Origin of the sequence: Microbacterium nanhaiense, assembly GCF_014646015.1 — a bacterium.
Classification (GTDB): domain Bacteria; phylum Actinomycetota; class Actinomycetes; order Actinomycetales; family Microbacteriaceae; genus Microbacterium; species Microbacterium nanhaiense.
The window spans coordinates 1-19,001 of sequence record NZ_BMMQ01000001.1; the positions used below are offsets into that span (position 1 = coordinate 1).

Sequence of the window (19,001 nt, forward strand, 5' to 3'; positions counted from 1 at the left end):
GACCTCCCGGACGCCGTCGGCATCAACGGCTCCATCACGGCCCACACCTCGTCAGAGATCTCCTGTCGCGTCACCGCTTAAGACTCACCGAGCCGGGAGCGAAACCTCTTGATCAACACGGCCTAGCGCGCCCACCCGCCCCGCGCCTACCCGCCCCGCGAGATCGCATCGTTCTCGCGAGATCGCATCGAATTCGGTGCGCTCTCGCGAAAAGCGTGAGATCTCGCGGGCGGGGGAGACGCGTCAGGTGCCGAGCACGCGCCTCAGGTGCGCGTTGTCGAACTTGCGCGCCGGATCCATTCGCTCGCGCAGCGCGAGGAAGTCCGGCATCCGCGGGTAGAGCGGCCGGATGCGATCGGCGGTCATGGCGTGCACCTTGCCCCAGTGGGTGCGCGCGGCGAAGGGCGCGAGCGCCGCCTCGATGCGCGGGATGAGGGCGTGCACCTCGGCGGGCAGATTGCGCCAGGTGAAGTGGATCCCGAGCGATGCGCGCCCGTGCGCCATGCTCAGCCACAGCTCGTCGGCGGCCGTCGTACGCAGCTCGGTCGTGATGAGGCAGGGCGCGATGTCGGCGGCGAGCTCGCGCACGGCCGCGATCGCGGCGGATCCGTGTGCCCGGTCGACGAAGTACTCACTCTGGATCTCGTCACCGTTCGACGGCACACGGTCGAGGCGGAAGTGCGGCAGCCGCTCCAGCCACGGCCCGGGGGCGCCGCCCTGCGGGGTGCGGTTGTCGAGCGGCTCCGGCGGCGCCGGCCGCGCCGCGCGCACACCGAACAGCTCCTCGGGCGCGCCGTCGTCGATCCGCGACTTCACGAGCACGCGGGCGAGCGCGGGCTCGTCCCAGATCGTGAATACGCTCACGCTGTAGCCGCAGCCGGTGAGCTCGCCGAGATGCTCCAGCACGGCCTCCCACGGCACCGCGTGGAACACGTCCTGCCTCATATCGAACGCCGGAACGACGTCGAGCGTCACGCGCGCCGCGACGCCGAGCGCGCCGAGCGACACGACGGAGCCCTCGAAACCCTCATCGCCGCGCGCGATGCGCCGAATCTCGCCACCCGCGGTGATGAGCTCGATCGCCGCGATCGACGTCGCGAGCACGCCGTTGCGGTCTCCGGATCCGTGGGTCGCGGTCGCGTTCGCGCCGCCGATCGAGATGTGGGGGAGCGAGCCCATGTTCTTCAGGGCCCAGCCGCGCTCGTGCAGCCAGGCGGCGAGGACGCCGTAGCGGGTGCCGGTGCCGACGGTCACCTCGGCACGGCGCTCGTCGAGCTCGAAGCCGGGATCGATCTCGAGCATCGAGATGAGCGTCTCACCGTCGGCGAGATCGTTGAACGAGTGGCGCGTGCCGAAGGCGCGGATCCGCTCGTGCGACGCGACGAGCTCGGCGGCCTCGTCGATCGTTCGGGGGACCACGAGACCCGCCGCCCGGAAGGTGTGGGTCCCGGCCCACGTGGCGCCGACGTCGACCGCGCTCATGCGTCCTCCTGCATACATCGTTGGATAGACACGAGCGTAGCGGCCGGCGCCGCGCGAACCTCCCCGCCCCGCGGAGCGCTCAGCCGAGCAGCTTCACGCCGAGCTCGCCCGTGCGCACCGGAAGCCCGGTGTCGAGGGAGATGTTGCCGGCGATGCCGACCGCGATCGACCGCACGCCGTCGCTCCAGTCGGCCGGGCGTCCCAGCGGGTCGGCGTCGGGGCCGACGAACAGGTCGCGGAGAAGGAGCGCGTCACCGCCGCCGTGACCACCGGGCCCCGAGACGATGTCGATCTCGACGGGTTCCTCCCAGTGCCGCTGCAGGATGAGCCGGTCGGCGACGGGGCGCAGCGAGTCGGCTTCGACGGCCGAATAGCTGGGGTCGAGCACGGGGTGCAGCCCTTCCGTCTCGGCGAGCGAGCCGCGTTCGACGACGTCCAGTTCCACGCGGCCCTCGGTGCCGTTCACAGCGACGCGATAGCCCTCCCACGGCGAGTGCGCGTTGAGCGAGTAGCTGAGCGTCGCGCCCGAGGCGTAGTCGACGATGAGCGCGAGGTTGTCCTCGATCGTGATGCCGTCCGTGAACACATCGCGGTCGCGGATGTAGCCGTCCTCGTTCTCGGCATCGAGGTACAGCGCCTCGAGGCGCGGGTCGTCGCGGAGGTCGAGGTCGAACGGGTCGTGGCTGCCCTCGTGAGTGCCGCGCTCGGGGCGCCGCGCGAGGCCGCGCTCGGCCGCGTTGGCGGATCCGTAGAAGCGCAGACCACCCGACGCGAAGACGCGGCGGGGTTCGGATCCGATCCACCAGTTGACGAGATCGAAGTGGTGGCTCGACTTGTGCACGAGCAGGCCGCCGGCGTTGCGCTTGTCGCGGTGCCAGCGCCGGAAGTAGTCGGCGCCGTGCTTGGTGTCGAGCATCCACGAGAAATCGATCGAGGTGACCTTGCCGATCCGGCCCGAGCGGATCACCTCGCGGAGCGCCGAGTTTCGCGGCGAGTACCGGTAGTTGAAGGTGACCACGACGTTGCGACCCGTGCGCTCGACGGCGTCTTCAATGCGCGCGGCCGACCCGGCGTCGATCGTGAGGGGCTTCTCGACCATCACGTCGACGCCGGCCTCGAGCGAGCGCACGATGAGCTCGGCGTGGGTGTCGTCGCGCGAACAGATGATGACGCGGTCGATGCGCTCGTCACGGATCAACTTCTCGAGGTCGTCGGGGCCCCAGACGCTGGGGGCCGGTGCGCCCGCCGCGGTGATGCGTTCGACGTAGTACGCCGCCCGCGCGGTGTTCGGATCGCAGAGCGCCACGAGCTCGGCGATGTCGCGGTACGTGTCGGTGATCGCGTCGACGTACATTTCGGCGCGGTGTCCGGTACCGACGAGGGCGTAGCGAGTTTTCGTCATTGATCTCTTCCTCAGCACTGATGAGAACGTTCACATTAGCAGATCGCGGCTCGACCCGACGCGCCGCGAGGGATGCCGGGTACTCAGCGATTCGCCGGTGCCCAGGGATGCGCCGCGAGTGCGCGGAACAGCCCCGCACGCCACACGGCCCAGTCGTGGCCTCCGACGGCGGGCTCGAGTTCGACGCGCCTGCCCTCGGCGCGGGCGTCGCCCGCGAGACGCCGCGCCAGGGCGTCGGCCTCGGAGAGCATGTCGCCCTCGAAGGTACCGACCTGCAACCGGATCGAGCGCCACTGCGCGGCGAGCAGCGCACCTGCGACATCGAAGCGCCACAGCGACGGAGACTGCGCGATCGTGTGCCCGACGGTGCCCTCCGAGAGGGCGACCGTCCAGAGCGCGGCGATTCCGCCGAGACTCTGGCCGGACACGATGACGTCGTCGCCTCGATCGCTCACGGGCCAATCGCGGCGTACCCGGGGGATCAACTCGTCGAGCACGACGTCGACCTGACCGCGGGGCGTCCCGAGGCGTTCCCAGCGCCGGGACGTGTCGTGCGCGTCGAGCATGGCCACGTGCATCGGCGGCAGGATCCCCGCGGCGATGGCGGCATCCATCCGCTCGGGAAGCTCCCGGCGCCACACGTCGCCGTCGAAGAGCACCAGGAGGGGCGTGCCCCGATGCTCGCCCGCCGGCGAGTAGACCCACGCCCGTTCGTCTCCGGGCAGATCGAGCACGCTCGTCGTGCCGCGAGCGGGATCCGCGGCGGCGTTCGCGAGCGGATCCGGGGCCGCGCTCGGGCCGGCCGCAACCGAGGAGACCCTGCCGCCGCTTCCGCAGACCGTCGTCGGACAGCGGTCATCGGGCGCGCTCTCCGCCATCGCCGCGAGGATCACGGGGCGCCGACCGGCCGCCGTGCGCCAGGCGGGTTCCGCGTCGTCGACATGCACCGCGATCCGGTACGAGGCTCGAAGCGCCGACGGTAGGAGCAGGCAGATCGTCCAGAGGTCGGAGCCGTCGAGCCGGGTGAACTCCGCCCGGGACACGTCGGCGTGGTCGAAGACGGGGTTGGTCCACAGCAGGACCGCACGTGCATGGGGAGCGGAGACCACCCAGCTGCACCGCGCCTGCGCCGGATCCGCCGGGTCCGGCTCGATGTGCGGGTTGGGCCGGGCGAGGGCCTCCGCGCGCAGCGCCTCGCGGAGATCGCGGTCGCGCCATGCCCGCTCGAGGGCGCCCTCGACGCGTTCCATCCGGGGTTCGTCGGCGCGCGGAGCGGGGCGGCGCTCGCGGTGCACGGTGCCGAGCCGGTCCTCGTACACGGCGAGCTCTCGTCCGTCTCCGGGGAAGCGCGGGGCGGAGGCCATCATCGGGCCCTCAGCGCCGCCGCGCCGTCGAGGTCGCCCTCGGGCGTGCGCGGATCCATCGGCACGACCATCGGCGTGCCCGTCACCGGGTCGGGCATCACGATCGAACGCAGGCCGAAGACCTCCTCCACGAGCGCCGACGTGAGCACGTCCCGCGGGTCGCCGGCCGCCATCACGGTGCCGGACTTCATCACGACCAGGTGCGAGGCGTAGCGGGCCGCCTGATTCAGGTCGTGCAGCACCGTCACGATCGTCTTGCCCTCGTCGTGCAGGCCGCGCAGCAGCTCCATGAGCTCGTACTGGTGAGCGATGTCGAGGAACGTCGTCGGCTCGTCGAGCAGCATGAAGGGAGTCTGCTGCGCGAGGAGCATCGCGATCCACACCCGTTGGCGCTGCCCTCCGGAGAGCTCGTCGACGAGGCGTCCCGAGAGCTCCTCGAGCCGGGTCGCCGCGAGCGCTCCGTGGACGGCCTGCTCGTCGGAGGCACGCCACTGTTGGATCAGCGACTGATACGGCGACCGGCCGCGAGCCACGAGGTCGGCCGCGCGGATCCCGTCGGGGGCGAGCGAGGTCTGGGGCAGCAGTCCGATCCTCCGGGCGAGAACCTTGGTCGGGACCTCGTGGATCGACTTCCCCTCGAGCAGGATGCGTCCCGCCGACGGCTTCAGCACCCGGGCGAACGCGCGCAGCAGCGTCGACTTCCCGCAGCCGTTCGGCCCGATGATCGCGGTGAAGGATCCGTCGGGAACGCCGACGGTGAGGTCCTCCGCGATCGTCGCGCGGTCGTATCCGATCGTGACCGACTCGGCGCGGAGCGGGGCGGGTTCTGACGTGTTCAACGGGCTGCTCCTGAGCGGCTGCGGGATTCGCGGATGAGAAGGACGATGAGATAGATGCCGCCGATGCAGACCGTGATCAGCCCGACCGGCACCGGGCGGAACGCGATCGCGAGGACGTGCGAGAGAAGGTGCGCGGCGCTCAGCAGGGCGGATCCCATCGCGGCGGCGGCGAGGACGCTCACGCCGGGAGATCCCGTCAGGCGCCGAGCGAGCTGCGGCGCGGCGAGGGCGATGAAGCCGATCGGACCGGCCGCGGCTGTCACGAGGGCCGTGGTCGCGACGCCCGCGACGAGCAGCGCCGCGCGCGCGGCGCCGACGCGCGTGCCGTGCGAGACGGCCATGTCGTCGCCGAGTTCCATCGAACGCAGCGACGGTGCGAGGAGGATCGTGGTGGCGATGACCGCGAGGGAGATCGCGATCACGGGCACGAGCGTCGACCAGGTCACACGACTGAGCGAGCCGGCTCCCCAGAACCCCACCTGCATCGCGTCGTCGAGGTCGGCGCGGGTGATGAGGTAGCTGTTGACGGAGCCGAGCGTCGCGGACACCGCGATTCCGACGACGATCAGGCGGAAGCCCTGCATCCCGCGTCGGTACGCGAACAGGTACACCACGAGGGCGGTGATCAGGCCGCCTCCGATCGCGGCCGCGGCGATCGACCACGCATGCTGAGAGCCCACCGCAAGCATCACGACCACCACGGCCGTGTAGGCACCCGCGTCGAAGCCGATCACGTCGGGCGAACCCAGCGGATTCCGCGTGAGCGACTGGAAGATCGCGCCGCCGATGCCGAGCAGCGCGCCGAAGAGCACGGCGGAGACGGCCACGGGCAGACGCCACTGGATCACCACCATGCTGACGAACTCCTCGGCCCGACCCGACATCGCGCTCGTCACGTCCTGAAGGGAGAGGGGATAGTCGCCGAGGAACAGGGCGACGAACGCGAAGCCCACGGCGAGGGCGAAGAGAGCGGCGCTGACGACCGCGGTGCGCAGGGCGATCCGCGAGGACGAGAACCCGGTGCGCGCGCGCAGCACGCGGTAGCCGAAGTCGATGATCCCGGGGGAGACCGTCATAGTCCGCTCGCCTTCCGACGGCGCACGAGCGCGATGAGCACGGGTGCCCCGATGACCGCGGTGACGATGCCGACCTCGATCTCGCCGGGGCGCACCACGATCCGTCCGACGACGTCGGAGACGAGGAGCAGCGAGGGCGCTGCCGATGATGATCCGGCGCTGGTCCGGACCCGTCATCCATCGCACGACGTGCGGCACCATGAGCCCGACGAAGCCGATACCGCCCGTGAGCGCCGTCGCCCCGCCCGCGAGCAGGGTGATCGCGAGCACGCCGAGCACGCGCGTACGCATCACGCTCGTGCCGAGCGACGCGGCCAGATCGTCGCCGAGGGCGACGGCGTTGAGAGACCCGGCCAGGCCGACGGCGAGGGCGAGCCCGAGGAGGAGGAACGGCAGAACCGTCATCACGTCGTCCACGCGCACGCGCGCGATGGATCCGACGCCCCACGCCCTGATCGACTCGAACGTCGTCTCGTCGATCAGGGTGAGGAAGGTCGACAGCCCGCCGAGCACCGCGCTGAGGGCAACTCCCGCGAGAACCATCGTGACGGGGGAGGTGCTGCGGCCGAGGGAACCGATGACGTAGACGAGCACCGTCGCGCCCGCCGCGCCGAGGAAGGCCCACCAGATATAGCCGGTCATGCCGGACAACCCGAACAGCCCCACGCCGATCGTGACGGCGAAGCCCGCGCCGGCGTTGACCCCGAGGATCCCAGGGTCGGCCAGCGGATTTCGGGTGAGCGCCTGGATGAGGGCGCCGGCGACGCCGAGTGCCATGCCGATCGCGATCCCGAGCAGCGTGCGCGGCATGCGCTCGGTCCAGACGATGATGGATGCCTCGCTCGCGTCGGGATTGACGAGGCCCTTCCAGACCTGGCCGACCGACAACGGGTTCGCTCCGACGGCCAGGCTAAGGAGGAACGACAGCAGGAGCGCGGTGAGGAGGAGACCCCAGACCGCGCTGCGGCGCGGTACCGACGCGTCGGACACCCCTTCGGTACGCGGAGTACCGGAGCTCAGTGCCGTGGAATGCATCGCGGAGGGGTCACTCCGCGCCGAGAACGTCGGCGAGCGCGGGAGCCATCTGCTCGGCCGCCCACGTCGACGACAGCGGACCGCTTCGCGCCAGGCCCCAGGAGAGGTTTCCGTCGTACTCAGTACCGTCGATGACGAAGTAACCGTCGACGCTGTGGTTCTCGACGATGACGAGGGCGTCGTTCTTTACCGCGGACAGCGCCTGGAACAGCGCCGAGTCGGTGAGGTCTGCGTGGTGACCGTCGGAGTTGTCCGAGAAGATGACGACATCGGCGTCGATGGCCGAGAGCATCTCGTTGCTGATGACGGCGCGGTATTCGAGCTCGGAGGCGTTGTCGCTCGGCTCGAAGCCCATCCGCGACAGCGTCAGGCCCGCGGGGCTGTCCGGAGTCGAGTGGTACTGCAGCCCCGACTCGGCGCCGTAGTAGACGACATAGGAGGCGGTCTTGCCGTCGAACTCCGGGTGCTCCGCGCGGAAGTCCGCGAAGAACTCCTCCTCCGTCTCGAGGGCGCGATCCGCTGCCTCGCTGAGGTCGAGTGCCTCGCCGAGAGCCGTGATCGAGGTCGCCCAGTCGTTCGCCACGGAGGACTCGCCCTCGGATGTGGTCGCCGTGCTGAGCACGGGAGCGATGGCGGCGAGCTTGTCGTAATCGGCGCTCACATCTGCTCCGAGGACGACGATGAGGTCGGGATCCGCCGCTGCGATCTGTTCGACGTTGAAGCCGCCATCGGTGACGCTGAATCGCCCTTCGATCTCCTGATCGAGCTCGCGCTGCACCCAGACGTCCGTCTGGTCCTCGCTCACGAGAATCGGCGTGACGCCGATCGCGACGAGCGCCTCGACGTCGTCCTGTGAGGGCGTAATCGCGGCGATGCGCTCCGGGCGCTCCTCGAGCGTCGTGCTACCCCAGGGCGATTCGAGTTCGAGCGGGTAGCTCGTGGAACCCTCCGCGGCGGGGAGCAGGCCGGGGGCCGGCTTGGCCGCGTCCGCGGCTGCGGCGCTGTCTTCGGGGGTGTCGGACGAGCATCCCGTGAGAACGAGGGCGCCGGCGAGGACGAAGGCGCCGAATGCGCCGATGCGGACGGGGGCGGTGCGGTACATGTGCTTCTTTCGTACGGCGCGCGGACGGATCCGCTCGCTGTTGCGGCAGGGGACAAGTGACCACATTAGGTGAGGGTAACCTTAGTTAAGGGCGCCGAATGCGACAGGCTTCGCTCCGTAAACGACAGGAGTAGGCGAGAGTGGTGGATAGCGGAGCGGGATCGATTCCCGCCGTATCGATTGACGAGCGCCGGCACGACGACCGGGCGGTGCTCCTCTGGCAGGCGCGGGGATCCTCCACCTGCGTGCTCGCGGGCGAAACCCGCCGCCTGATCGCGGGGCACGCGCTGTGGATCCCGGCGGGGACGCCGCACGCGCTCGACGTCGCCCCCGATTCGGTGCTGATCCCCCTACACCTCCCTGCTCGGCTCGCGCCCCACGGGCCGCTGACGGACGTCACCTGGGTCGCCGTCGACGTCGAGCTGCGCACGGTGATCCTCGCCCTGCTACAGGTGCAGACCTCGATCATCCGGCCCGACGTGGACCTCGAACGCCGACTCGCCCGTATGCTGCCGGAGCGCGCCGTGCCGCCGACGGGGCTCGTCATGCCGGTCAGTACCCCGGCGGTCGAGATCGCCCAGCGGCTGCGAGACGAGCCGAGCGACGGGCGTTCGCTCGCCGAGCTCGCCTCCGCGCACCACGTCTCCGCGCGCACCGTGGAGCGCGCCTTTCTCGCGGAGACCGGTCTGTCGCCTCGGGCGTGGCGCACACAGCGCCGGCTGGAAGTGGCGGCAAGCCTGCTGGCGCGTCGAGCGGCGCCGGCGTTCGCGGCGCACCGAACGGGATACGCGAGCGTGTCGGCGTTCCGGCGCGCATTCAAGCGGCAGTACGGCATCGTCCCGTCGGAGTATGCGAGGCGCCACGCGATGCCGCGGTGATGCGCCCGCCGATGTCGGGTCAGCGGCCGGGTTCTGGTTGAATAAGAGCACCTGCGCTGTCCCTTAGAAACGTTTCTAAGGCGGCGAATCACACAAAGGAGTGACCCTTCATGCACTACGGCGGCGACTACAACCCCGAGCAATGGGACGAATCTGTCTGGCAGGACGACGTGCGGCTCATGCGCGAGGCGGGCGTCACGATGGTGCGCGTCGGGGTGTTCGCCTGGGCGAAGATCCAGCCCGAGGAGGGCGTTTTCGAGTGGGAGTGGCTCGACCGCGTGATCGACCTCCTGCACGCGAACGGGATTCAGGTCTCCATGGCGACCGCGACCGCGTCGCCGCCGCCGTGGGCGACGACGAAGTACCCCGAGATGCTCCCTCAGGACGAGAACGGATCCACCATCTGGCACGGATCCCGACAGGCCTTCGCGCCGAGCTCTCCCGTCTACCGCCGGCTCGCGCGCGAGCTGCTGACGGCGCTCGTCGACCGTTACGCGCAGCACCCCGCCGTCGGAATGTGGGTCGCCAACAACGAGTACGGGTGCCACCTCAACTACGACTACTCCGATAACGCCGCCGTCGCGTTCCGTCGGTGGCTGCAGGACAAGTACGGATCCCTCGAGGCGCTCAACGCCGCGTGGGGGACGATGTTCTGGTCGCAGCGCTACACCGAGTGGAACCAGATCGTGCCGATGCGCAAGGCGCCCTACAGCCTGAACCCCGGGGGTCTTCTCGACTTCAAGCGATTCACGTCCGACACCCTCCTCGAGCTGTTCGTCATGGAGCGCGACATCATCAAGGCCTCGGGGGCGACGCAGCCCGTCACGACGAACTTCATGGGCTTCTTCCCGCCCGCGGACTACTGGAAGTGGGCGCCGGAGCTCGATGTCATCTGCGATGACAACTACGCCGACCCGAACGACCCCACCACCTTCCGCGGCGCCGCCTTCACGCGCGACCTCATGCGTTCGCTCAAGAAGGACGTGCCGTGGATCCTCATGGAGCAGGCGCCTAACGACGTCAACTGGCGCCCCACGAACGCGCCCAAGGCGCCGGGGCAGATGAAGGCGCTGTCGATCCAGGCCGTCGCCCGGGGCGCGGACGCGATCAACTTCTTCCAGTGGCGCCAGTCCCGCCGCGGCAGCGAGCGTTTCCACTCGGGCATGGTGCCGCACGCCGGAACGAACACGCGCACCTGGCGCGAGATCACCGACCTTGGTGAGACGCTCAAGAGCCTTCCCGATCTCGGATCCAGCGACTCCGGCGCGCGGGTGGCGATCGCGTTCGACTGGGAGGCGCGCTGGGCGCTCGACGCCCCCGACCACCCGGGCGAGATCGACTACGGCGCGCTGATTCCGCGCTGGCACGCGGCGCTGCACCGGCAGCAGATCCTCGTCGACCTCGTGCACCCCGCAGAGAACCTCTCGGGTTACGACCTCGTCATCGCACCGCACCTCTACCTCCTGGGCGACGAGGCCGCCGCGAACCTCACCGGCTTCGTCAATGACGGCGGGCACCTGCTGCTCGCGGCCTTCGCCGACGTGGTCGACGAGCACGACGCGTTCCGCGAGGGCGGGTTCCAGGTCGGACTGCGCGAGGTGCTCGGCGTCACCGTCGAGGAGTTCGGCGCGCTCGTGCCGCCGGCCGTCGCCGCCGGCGGCACGTCGGCGGGCGACACCACCGGATCCGTCCTCGCCGCGGGCGGGCCGGGGGAGAATCACGCGGATGTCGACCTCGACGGTCGCACGGTGCGCGGCGAGTTCTTCGCCGAGCAGCTGCAGATCCTGGATCCTGAGGTCGAGACGATCGCGCGCTTCAGCTCGGGCCGACTGACCGGCGAGCCCGCGCTCACGAGCAAGCGTGCCGGGCGGGGGCGCGCGCACTACCTCGCGACGATCCCCGACGACGAGGGGATGCGCACCGTCACCGCGTGGGCGGCCCGCGCCGCCGGTGTGGACCCGGTGCTCGAGGTTCCCACCGAAATGATCGAGGTCTCGCGTCGCGGCGACGTGCTTACGATCATCAACTACGACCGCGTCGCCCACACCGTCGACGTGAGAGGCACGGTGCTGGGCAGCGGCGAGCGGGTCACGAGCGCTACGCTCGAGCCATTCGCATACGTCATGCTGAAGGAGACCCGATGACGGCACCGTACATGGCGGCGGGCAACCTCGTTCGCGTCTATCCCGCCGCGAACCCCACCGGTGCGGGCATCGTGTGGGCGCACGGCGGGGCCTTCGTGCACGGCACGATCGATAGCCCCGAATCGGACTGGGTGGGCCGCGAGCTCGCCGCCCGCGGCACCGCCGTCGTCTCGGTCGACTATCGCCTCACGACGGAGACGTCCCACCACTATCCGGCGGCGTCCGATGACATGCTCTCCGCCTGGGCGTGGACGCGCGAACACGCCGACGAGCTGGGCATCGACGCGCGCAAGCTCGGCATCGGCGGCACGAGCGCGGGAGGTAATCTCGCCGCCGGCGCCGCGCTGCGGCTGCAGGGACACTCCGCGCCGCCCGCGCTCGTCGTCCTGGCCTATCCGACGCTGCTGGCCGAGCAGCCGGCGCCGTCCGAGGAGCTGCGCGAGAAGCTGCTCGCCTCGGGCGACCCGAACCGCTTCGCGAGCGATCGCGTGCGCGCGATGTACGAGTTCTATCTCGGGGGATCCGTCGAAAACGCGCCGGTTTCGGCAGTGCCGGGGCTCGCGAGCGACGAACAGCTCTCCCAGTTCCCGCCGACGCTCATGATCAACGGCGACGTCGACCAGCTGCGAGTCTCGGGCGAGCACTTCGCGGCTCGCCTCGCCGCGCTCGGCCGCGACATCGAGGTCGTCATCGAGCCCGGCACGACGCACGGGCACCTCAATCACCCCGACGAGGGCACCGCGGCGCACGACTCGATCCGCCGCATCGCGGAGCGGATGGCGCGACTGTGACCGCCTCGCTCGCCATCGTCGGGACGGGTTGGCGCTCGCGCTTCATCCTCGATGTGGCCGCCGCGCTGCCCGAGCGCTTCGAGATCGCGGGCGTGGTGTCGAGGACGGCCGCGAAAGGCACCGCGCTCGCCGCCCGCTATGGCGTGCCGAGCTTCGGATCCCTCGACGAGCTTCTCGCGCACCGGCGCCCCGACTTCCTCGTGCTGTCGGTGGCGCGCTCGGCGACGCCCGCGCTGATCGCCGAGGCGCACCGCGCCGGGATCCCCGTGCTCACCGAGACCCCGCCCGCCGACACGATCGACGATCTCGTCGAGCTGTGGGCGAGCGTCGGCGAGGACGCGCGCGTGCAGGTGGCGGAGCAGTATCATCTGCAACCCCTGCACGCCGCGCAGATCGCGATCGCGCGCTCCGGCGTGCTGGGTGAGGTCGGCGAGGCGCGCGTGTCGATCAGCCACGGCTATCACGCGGTCAGCGTGATGAGGCGCCTGCTGGGCGTCGGTTACGAGGACGCCACCATCACGGCGCTCCCCGCCGTCTCGTGGCCGCTCGTCGGCGGTCCGGGCCGCTCGGGGGATCCCGCCGAGGAGAAGACGGTCACGAACGAGCAGGTGCTCGCGCAAGTTGACTTCGGCGGCAAGGTCGGCATCTACGACTGGTCGAGCGCGCAGAACCGCTCCTGGATCCGTGGGCCGAAGACGCTCACCCGCGGTGAACGCGGCGAGATCGACCACCTCGAGGTGCGCTACCTCGAGGACGTCCGCACCCCGATCCAGTACACGCTGACGCGCGTCGAGCGCGGCCAGTTCACGAACATGGAGGACAAGTTCCTCCGGGGGATCCTCGCGGGGCAGGCGTACGTCGACACGAACGAGTTCGCGCCGGCGCGGCTGATCGATGACGAGATCGCCGTCGCCCGGTGCCTCGCGGGCATGGCCGAGTATGCGGCGGGCGGTGAGGGCTTTTATTCGCTCGCCGAGGCCTCGCAGGACCACTACCTGGGCCTCGAGATCATGCGCGCGCACGAGACGGGGCGTCCCGTGCGCACGCGGCGGCAACCCTGGGCTACTGCCTGAGGCGGACGAGGCGCTCGTGACCGGACTCGTGCAGCTCCGCGAGGTTCTCGCGCGAGGCGAGGAAGTCGTTGAACGAGCGGTAGCCGAGCGCCTTCTCGCTGAATGACGGATCCATGCGGCGGATGTGCTGCTTGACGGCGGAGGCGTAGAGGAAGCCCTGCTCATCGCCCTTGTCCTGGCCGACGCGCAGCGCGCGCTCCAGCAGATTCGTGGCGACGGCGTGCAGGTCCTCGGGCGGCGTGTCCTCGAAGGCCGGGATCACGTCGTCCTCGTCGAGCTGCTCCGCGGGCTCCGGGGCGGACGTCGCCCTGCGGCTCCGACGCGAGCGGCTCGAGCGCTTCTCGGTGGGCTCCTTCTCGCCGGAGTCCTTCGCGTCCGGCTCCTTCGCCGCGGCGGGGGAATCCGACGATGGCTCCGCGGATCCGGTGTCCGCTTCCTTTTCCGGTGCCGTTTTCTCCGAGCGCCGGCGGTCCTGCGCGGGCCGCTTCGGAAGTTCGGGAACACCGGGCAGGGTGTCGTAGGGCTCGAACATGTCGCAGGCGGCGGCGAGGGATTTCGCCGTGGATCCCGCGACGCCGATCCCGATCACGTAGCGACCGAGACGCTTGACGCGCTGCGTCAGCGGAACGAAGTCGCTGTCGCCCGCGACGATCGCGACGTGCGTGAGGTCGGGCAGGCGGAACATGTCCTCGATGCCGTCGACGGCGAGACGGATGTCAGCGCCGTTCTTCGCATACGCCGCCGCGGGGAAGAGCTGCACGAGGTCGACGGCGCGGCCGACGAGCTGACGGCGATACATCGCGTTGACGGGGGAGGACCAGTCGGCATACGCCCGCGTCAGCACGAGCGTGCCGAAGCTTGCCGCGAAGTCGAGAATCGCGCCGACATCGACCGTCGCGGCCTCGAGGCGCGCGGCGATCTCGGGTTCGGTGATGTCCTGCTGGATCCGGGCCCGATCGCGGTGATACGCGTTGCGGCCGTGCACGCGGTCGTACCAGCTCATCACGATGTTGTCGAAGTCGAGATACACGGCCACGCGGCCATCGGATGCGTCAGTCACCCTCCGAGCCTACGCGGGTTCGGATCCGCGGACCCGGTGCGCGCACATCCGCCCGCACGGAAATCGGAGAAATCACGAGGTTCGGAGGGATTTGGGTGAGGGATCCGAGTTTGGTGATTTTTCCGAAGTTGGTGCCGGGGAGCGCGGATCCGACGGCGCACGAGAATCGGAGAAACCACGAGACTCGGAGGGATTCGGGTGAGGGATCCGAGTTTCGTGATTTATCCGAGAATGGTGCCCGGGGGACGGATCCGACCGTGCACGAGAATCGGAGAGATCACGAGACTCGGAGCGATCCGAGCCAGGAGTCCGAGTTTCGTGATTCTTCCGAGGTTGGTGGCGGGGGACGGATCCGGCCGCGCACGGAAGCCGGAGAAATCACGAGACTCGGAGAGATCTGCGCCAGGGATCCGAGTTTCGTGATTTTTCCGAGGGTGGTGGTTACTCGCCGGGGTAGGCGAGGCCGATCTGGCGGCGGATCTCGTCCAGGGTGCCCATGATCGCGACGCTCTCGTCAATCGGGAGTTCCCGCGGTGCGGTTCCCGTCTCCACGGCGCGTTCGGCCGCGAGGGCCTGGAACTGCATGCCGCGCCCCTCGGGGCGGTGCTCGAAGCGTTCGATGATCGTGCCGTCCGGCGCCGTCACCGTGAAGCTCGTCGCGGCGTACCACACCCGGTCGATGTCGATGCGGGCGAGCGTTCCCACGATGTGCGCCGAGTTCGGTCCGGCGCCGCGCGAACTCGAGAAGGTCGTCGACAGGGCGCCCGACGCGTGGGTCATCACGGTGGCGACCTCGCTGTCCGCCCCGGTGTCGAGGAAGCGGGCCGAGGCCTGGATCGTCGTCGGCGCGCCCAGGATGTCGTGCACGAAGGAGAGCGGGTAGATGCCGAGGTCGAGCAGCGCGCCGCCGCCGAGGGCGAGATCGTTCATGCGGTGGGCGGGATCCGTGGGTGCGGACTGCGTGTGATCCGCCGAGACGACGCGGATCTCGCCGATCGTGCCGGCGTCGATGATCTCGTGGATCCGGGACATGTGCGGCAGGTAGCGGGTCCACATGGCCTCCATTGCGAGAAGCCCCTTCTCCGCCGCACGGTCGCGGATCGCGGCCGCCTCCGCCGCGTTGACCGTCAAAGGCTTTTCGATCAGGACATGCTTGCCGGCGTCGAGCGCCGCGAGGGCGGGGGTGACGTGCATGGGATGCGGCGTCGCGACGTAGACGATATCGACGTCCGGATCCGCGAAGAGCGCGTCGTAGGATCCGTGCGCGCGCGGGATGTCCAGCTCGGCGGCGAACGCCTCGGCGGAGGCCGCCGAACGCGAGCCGACCGCGCGGACGTCGAGGCCTGCGACGCGCAGGTCTTTTGTGAAGGTGCGGGCGATGCCGCCGGTCGCGAGGATTCCCCATCGAAGTGCCATGGGGCGAGTCTATCGGCGGGATGGGGCGAGCGAGGCCGCTCAAGTTGGCGAACCGGTTGACCAAAGTGGTAATCACTGATAGCTTTCCAGAAACCGATTTCTCGCACGGCGATCCCTGCCGTCTCGGTTGCCTCAATGAGGAGCATCAATGACACACCGCACTTCGCGTTTCGTGCGCGTCGCGAGCGCGGCGACCGCCGCCGCCCTTGCCGTCACGCTGGCATCGTGTTCGAACGACTCGGGCGAGTCGGGCGGCGACGGCGACGTCGAGATCACCTTCCAGTGGTGGGGGAACGACGAGCGAGCCGCGCTGACGGAAGAAGCCATCGACCTGTTCGAGGAGAAGCACCCCGGCATCACGGTGTCGACCTCGTTCTCGACGATCGATTCGTACATTCCGAAGCTCGCGACCCAGGTCGCGTCAAACAGCGCGCCCGACCTCTTCCTGATCCCGATGGAATCGGTCAAGGAGTACTCCGAGAAGGGCGCGACCCTCGATCTCACCGACTACATCGGTGACGAGATCAAGGTCGACGAGATCTCGGAGGCCTCGCAGAAGATCGGCGTCGTGAACGGCACGACCTACGGCTTCACGCTCGGCACGGCGACGAGCGCATGGATCTACAACCCGACCGTGTGGGCCGAGGCCGGTGCGAAGGAACCCTCGGGCGACTTCGCCTGGGAGGACCTCATCGAGGCGGGGGAGAAGATCCGCGCCTCGACCGACGGCGAGGTCGCGGCCCTGAGCGATCCGGGCGGATACATCGCCTGGTTCGCGACCTGGCTGAACCAGCAGGGCAAGATCGGCTGGACCGAAGAGGGCGAGCTCGGCTTCGAGCCGAGCGACCTCGAGGCGTGGTTTACGCTCATGGAGCGCCTGCGCGAATCGGGCGCCACGACGGATCCCGAGACGACCACGACGATCGATCAGAGCATGCAGAACTCCGGCCTGGCGCGCGGCGAGTCCGCGGGCGAGTTCGCCGCCGCATCGCTCACCGGCGCCTATGCCGACACGATCGGTGCCGAGAACGTCGCCCTCGCGCCCCTGCCGAGCGACAGCGAGACGCTCGCGATCAGCATGGCCGGTACCAACGTCGCGGCGATCGCCGCGAACTCGGAGCACCCGGACGAGGCGGCGATGTTCCTCGACTTCATGATCAACGACCCCGATGCCGCGAAGATCCTCGGCCTCACCCGCGGCATCCCGATCAACCAGGCGAACTACGAGGCTCTGATCCCGGAGCTCGACGGCGCGGACAAGGCCGTGGGCGACTTCGTCACGACGTACCAGGAGCGCTTCAGCGAGCCCGACCCGCTGGCCCCTCCGGGAGCGACGACGATCCCCGCCGACTTCACGCTCGCGTACGAGTCGATCATCTTCGGCCAGGCCAGCATCGAAGAGGCGTCGGCATCGCTGTACGAGAAGTTCGAAGCAACCGTCCAGTGACACGATCCGTGGCCGGGGACCGGAAGTGGCCCCGGCCGCGGACGTGCCCGTGTGAGAGAAGAGGCTCCGCGCGATGAGCGCCGCTGCACCACCGATACGCCGCCAGAAACCGCGGTATCAGAACGCCGCCTGGGTGTTCCTGTCTCCCTGGATTATGGGGGCCGCGCTGCTGACGGTCGGCCCGATGATCGCCTCGCTGATCCTGTCGTTCACCGACTACGACCTGTTCAGCAGCCCCAGCTTCGTCGGCCTCGACAACTACAAGCGCATGTTCTTCGAGGACGAACGCTTCTGGGGATCCGTCAAGGTCACGCTGAACTACGTCCTCGTGGCGGTTCCGTTGAAGCTCGCGATCGCCCTCGGCGTCGCGCTGCTGCTCAACCGGCCGCGCAAGGGGCAGGGCTTCTATCGCTCCGCCTTCTACGCGCCCTCGCTCCTCGGCGGATCCGTCGCGGTCGCGCTCGTCTGGCGCACGCTGTTCTCCCGTGACGGCACGGTCGATAACGCCCTCGACACCGTCGGGGTCGAGCTCGGCGGCTGGATCTCGAACCCGTCCATGGCGATCTACGTGCTCGTCACGCTCGCCGTGTGGCAGTTCGGCGCGCCCATGGTGATCTTCCTCGCGGGACTCAAGCAGGTGCCGTCCGAGCTGTACGACGCGGCCTCCGTCGATGGCGCGGGGCGGTGGCGCACCTTCTGGTCGGTGACGTGGCCGATGCTCTCGCCCGTGATCTTCTTCAACCTCGTGCTCGAGATGATCGGCGCCTTCCAGGCCTTCACGGGCGCCTATGTCGTGTCCGGTGGGCGCGGCGGCCCCGTCGACTCGACGCTGTTCTACACGCTGTACCTCTACGATCGCGCGTTCACGGCGTTCGACATGGGGTACGCCTCCGCCATGGCCTGGTTCCTGCTGATCGTGATCGGCATCGTCACGCTCCTGATCTTCCGATCGTCGCAGAGCTGGGTCCACTACGCAGGAGACGAATGATGACGGTATCCACTGAAACAGCCCTCGCGATCGGGGTGTCGCCCGACCGGCCCCGCCGCCGCGCCCCCCGCAAGACCATCGGCTCGATCGTCTGGCACGTTGTCTGCCTGGCGCTTCTCGTGGGGCTGCTGTATCCCGTGATCTGGCTGCTCGGATCCAGCTTCAAGCCCGGGACCGAGATCCTCGCGAACCCGTCGCCGATCCCGTGGGAGCTGACCTTCGACAACTTCGCCGTCGCGCTCGAGGGCGTCGGACCGCTGAGCCTCTGGCAGCTGTTCGGGAACTCGATCTCGATCTCGGTCCTCACCGTGATCGGCAACGTGTTCAGCTGCGCGCTCGCCGCGTTCGCGTTCGCGCGCCTCAAGTTCCGCGGCCGCGGCTTCCTCTTCGGCTTCATGATCATGACGATCATGCTGCCCATGCACGTCGTCCTCATCCCGCAGTTCATCATCTTCAACAACCTCGGCATGATCGGCACGATCCTTCCGCTGGTCCTGCCGAAGTTCCTCGCGACCGAGGCGTTCTTCGTGTTCTTGATGATGCAGTTCGTCAGGGGCATCCCGAAGGAGCTCGACGAGGCGGCGTTGATCGATGGCGCCGGCCCGTTCCGCACCTTCTGGTCGATCATCCTGCCGCTGATGCGCCCGTCGCTCGTGACGACCACCATCTTCTCGTTCATCTGGAGCTGGGATGATTTCTTCCCCCAGCTGATCTACTTACAGGATCCGAACACCTACACGCTGCAGCTGGGGCTGCGCCTGTTCGTCGACCAGACGAGCGCGTCGTCCTTCGGGCCGATGTTCGCGATGAGCGTGCTGGCGATCCTGCCGGTCGTGATCTTCTTCGCGGTCTTCCAGCGCTATCTCGTCGATGGCATGGCGACGTCGGGGCTCAAGGGATGAGC

General features: G+C 69.2%; 15 protein-coding genes. 7 read left to right on the top strand and 8 right to left on the bottom strand.

From position 1 onward, the window contains the following. Positions 1-243: 243 nt before the first annotated feature. From IEX05_RS00005 to IEX05_RS00035, 6 genes are all read right to left on the bottom strand, one after another. Positions 244-1,482 (bottom strand): D-arabinono-1,4-lactone oxidase, encoded by a 1,239-nt coding sequence (locus IEX05_RS00005; protein WP_188699288.1) that lies wholly within the window; start codon positions 1,480-1,482, stop codon positions 244-246. A gap of 79 nt (positions 1,483-1,561) precedes the next feature. Then, positions 1,562-2,884 carry a Gfo/Idh/MocA family protein gene (locus IEX05_RS00010; RefSeq protein ID WP_188699289.1) on the bottom strand — a complete coding sequence of 441 codons (1,323 nt, stop codon included), beginning with the start codon at positions 2,882-2,884 and terminating at the stop codon, positions 1,562-1,564. 83 nt (positions 2,885-2,967) lie between these two features. Beyond that, entirely contained in the window at positions 2,968-4,248 is a 1,281-nt protein-coding gene (locus tag IEX05_RS00015) for an alpha/beta hydrolase (RefSeq protein WP_188699290.1), read from the bottom strand. Continuing rightward, positions 4,248-5,087, bottom strand: a complete 840-nt coding sequence (locus IEX05_RS00020; RefSeq protein ID WP_188699291.1) for an ABC transporter ATP-binding protein — start codon at positions 5,085-5,087, stop codon at positions 4,248-4,250. Before IEX05_RS00020 ends, IEX05_RS00015 begins: the two co-directional genes overlap by 1 nt. Then, a complete protein-coding gene (locus tag IEX05_RS15580; protein ID WP_444543260.1) occupies positions 5,084-7,198 on the bottom strand; it encodes an iron chelate uptake ABC transporter family permease subunit in 2,115 nt (704 codons plus the stop codon). Before IEX05_RS15580 ends, IEX05_RS00020 begins: the two co-directional genes overlap by 4 nt. A gap of 10 nt (positions 7,199-7,208) precedes the next feature. Continuing rightward, positions 7,209-8,366 carry an ABC transporter substrate-binding protein gene (locus IEX05_RS00035; protein ID WP_188699293.1) on the bottom strand — a complete coding sequence of 386 codons (1,158 nt, stop codon included), beginning with the start codon at positions 8,364-8,366 and terminating at the stop codon, positions 7,209-7,211. A gap of 77 nt (positions 8,367-8,443) precedes the next feature. Here IEX05_RS00035 and IEX05_RS00040 point away from each other — a divergent pair, with 77 nt between their 5' ends. The 4 genes from IEX05_RS00040 to IEX05_RS00055 all read left to right on the top strand — a co-directional run bounded on the left by IEX05_RS00040 (position 8,444) and on the right by IEX05_RS00055 (position 13,186). Beyond that, positions 8,444-9,178: a helix-turn-helix transcriptional regulator gene (locus IEX05_RS00040; RefSeq protein ID WP_188699294.1), complete on the top strand. Its 735-nt coding sequence runs from the start codon at positions 8,444-8,446 to the stop codon at positions 9,176-9,178. Between the two features lie 110 nt (positions 9,179-9,288). After that, positions 9,289-11,322 carry a beta-galactosidase gene (locus IEX05_RS00045; RefSeq protein WP_188699295.1) on the top strand — a complete coding sequence of 678 codons (2,034 nt, stop codon included), beginning with the start codon at positions 9,289-9,291 and terminating at the stop codon, positions 11,320-11,322. Beyond that, positions 11,319-12,113: an alpha/beta hydrolase fold domain-containing protein gene (locus tag IEX05_RS00050; protein ID WP_188699296.1), complete on the top strand. Its 795-nt coding sequence runs from the start codon at positions 11,319-11,321 to the stop codon at positions 12,111-12,113. Before IEX05_RS00045 ends, IEX05_RS00050 begins: the two co-directional genes overlap by 4 nt. Continuing rightward, positions 12,110-13,186 (top strand): Gfo/Idh/MocA family protein, encoded by a 1,077-nt coding sequence (locus IEX05_RS00055; RefSeq protein ID WP_188699297.1) that lies wholly within the window; start codon positions 12,110-12,112, stop codon positions 13,184-13,186. The genes IEX05_RS00050 and IEX05_RS00055 overlap by 4 nt, the downstream gene beginning before the upstream one ends. Here the strand turns inward: IEX05_RS00055 and IEX05_RS00060 are convergent. Together IEX05_RS00060 and IEX05_RS00065 are read right to left on the bottom strand one after the other, a co-directional pair. Then, positions 13,176-14,246 (bottom strand): NYN domain-containing protein, encoded by a 1,071-nt coding sequence (locus IEX05_RS00060; RefSeq protein ID WP_188699298.1) that lies wholly within the window; start codon positions 14,244-14,246, stop codon positions 13,176-13,178. The two genes, IEX05_RS00055 and IEX05_RS00060, sit on opposite strands and share 11 nt — an antisense overlap. A 441-nt stretch (positions 14,247-14,687) precedes the next feature. Then, positions 14,688-15,662 carry a Gfo/Idh/MocA family protein gene (locus tag IEX05_RS00065; protein WP_188699299.1) on the bottom strand — a complete coding sequence of 325 codons (975 nt, stop codon included), beginning with the start codon at positions 15,660-15,662 and terminating at the stop codon, positions 14,688-14,690. A gap of 148 nt (positions 15,663-15,810) precedes the next feature. Here IEX05_RS00065 and IEX05_RS00070 point away from each other — a divergent pair, with 148 nt between their 5' ends. The 3 genes from IEX05_RS00070 (at position 15,811) to IEX05_RS00080 (ending at position 18,999) form a co-directional block, all read left to right on the top strand. Then, complete coding sequence (locus IEX05_RS00070; protein WP_188699300.1) at positions 15,811-17,109, top strand: ABC transporter substrate-binding protein; 1,299 nt, start codon at positions 15,811-15,813, stop codon at positions 17,107-17,109. Between the two features lie 73 nt (positions 17,110-17,182). After that, entirely contained in the window at positions 17,183-18,097 is a 915-nt protein-coding gene (locus IEX05_RS00075; protein ID WP_188699301.1) for a carbohydrate ABC transporter permease, read from the top strand. After that, on the top strand, positions 18,097-18,999 hold the full coding sequence (locus tag IEX05_RS00080; RefSeq protein ID WP_188699302.1) for a carbohydrate ABC transporter permease: 903 nt from the start codon (positions 18,097-18,099) through the stop codon (positions 18,997-18,999). Before IEX05_RS00075 ends, IEX05_RS00080 begins: the two co-directional genes overlap by 1 nt. Positions 19,000-19,001 lie beyond the last annotated feature (2 nt).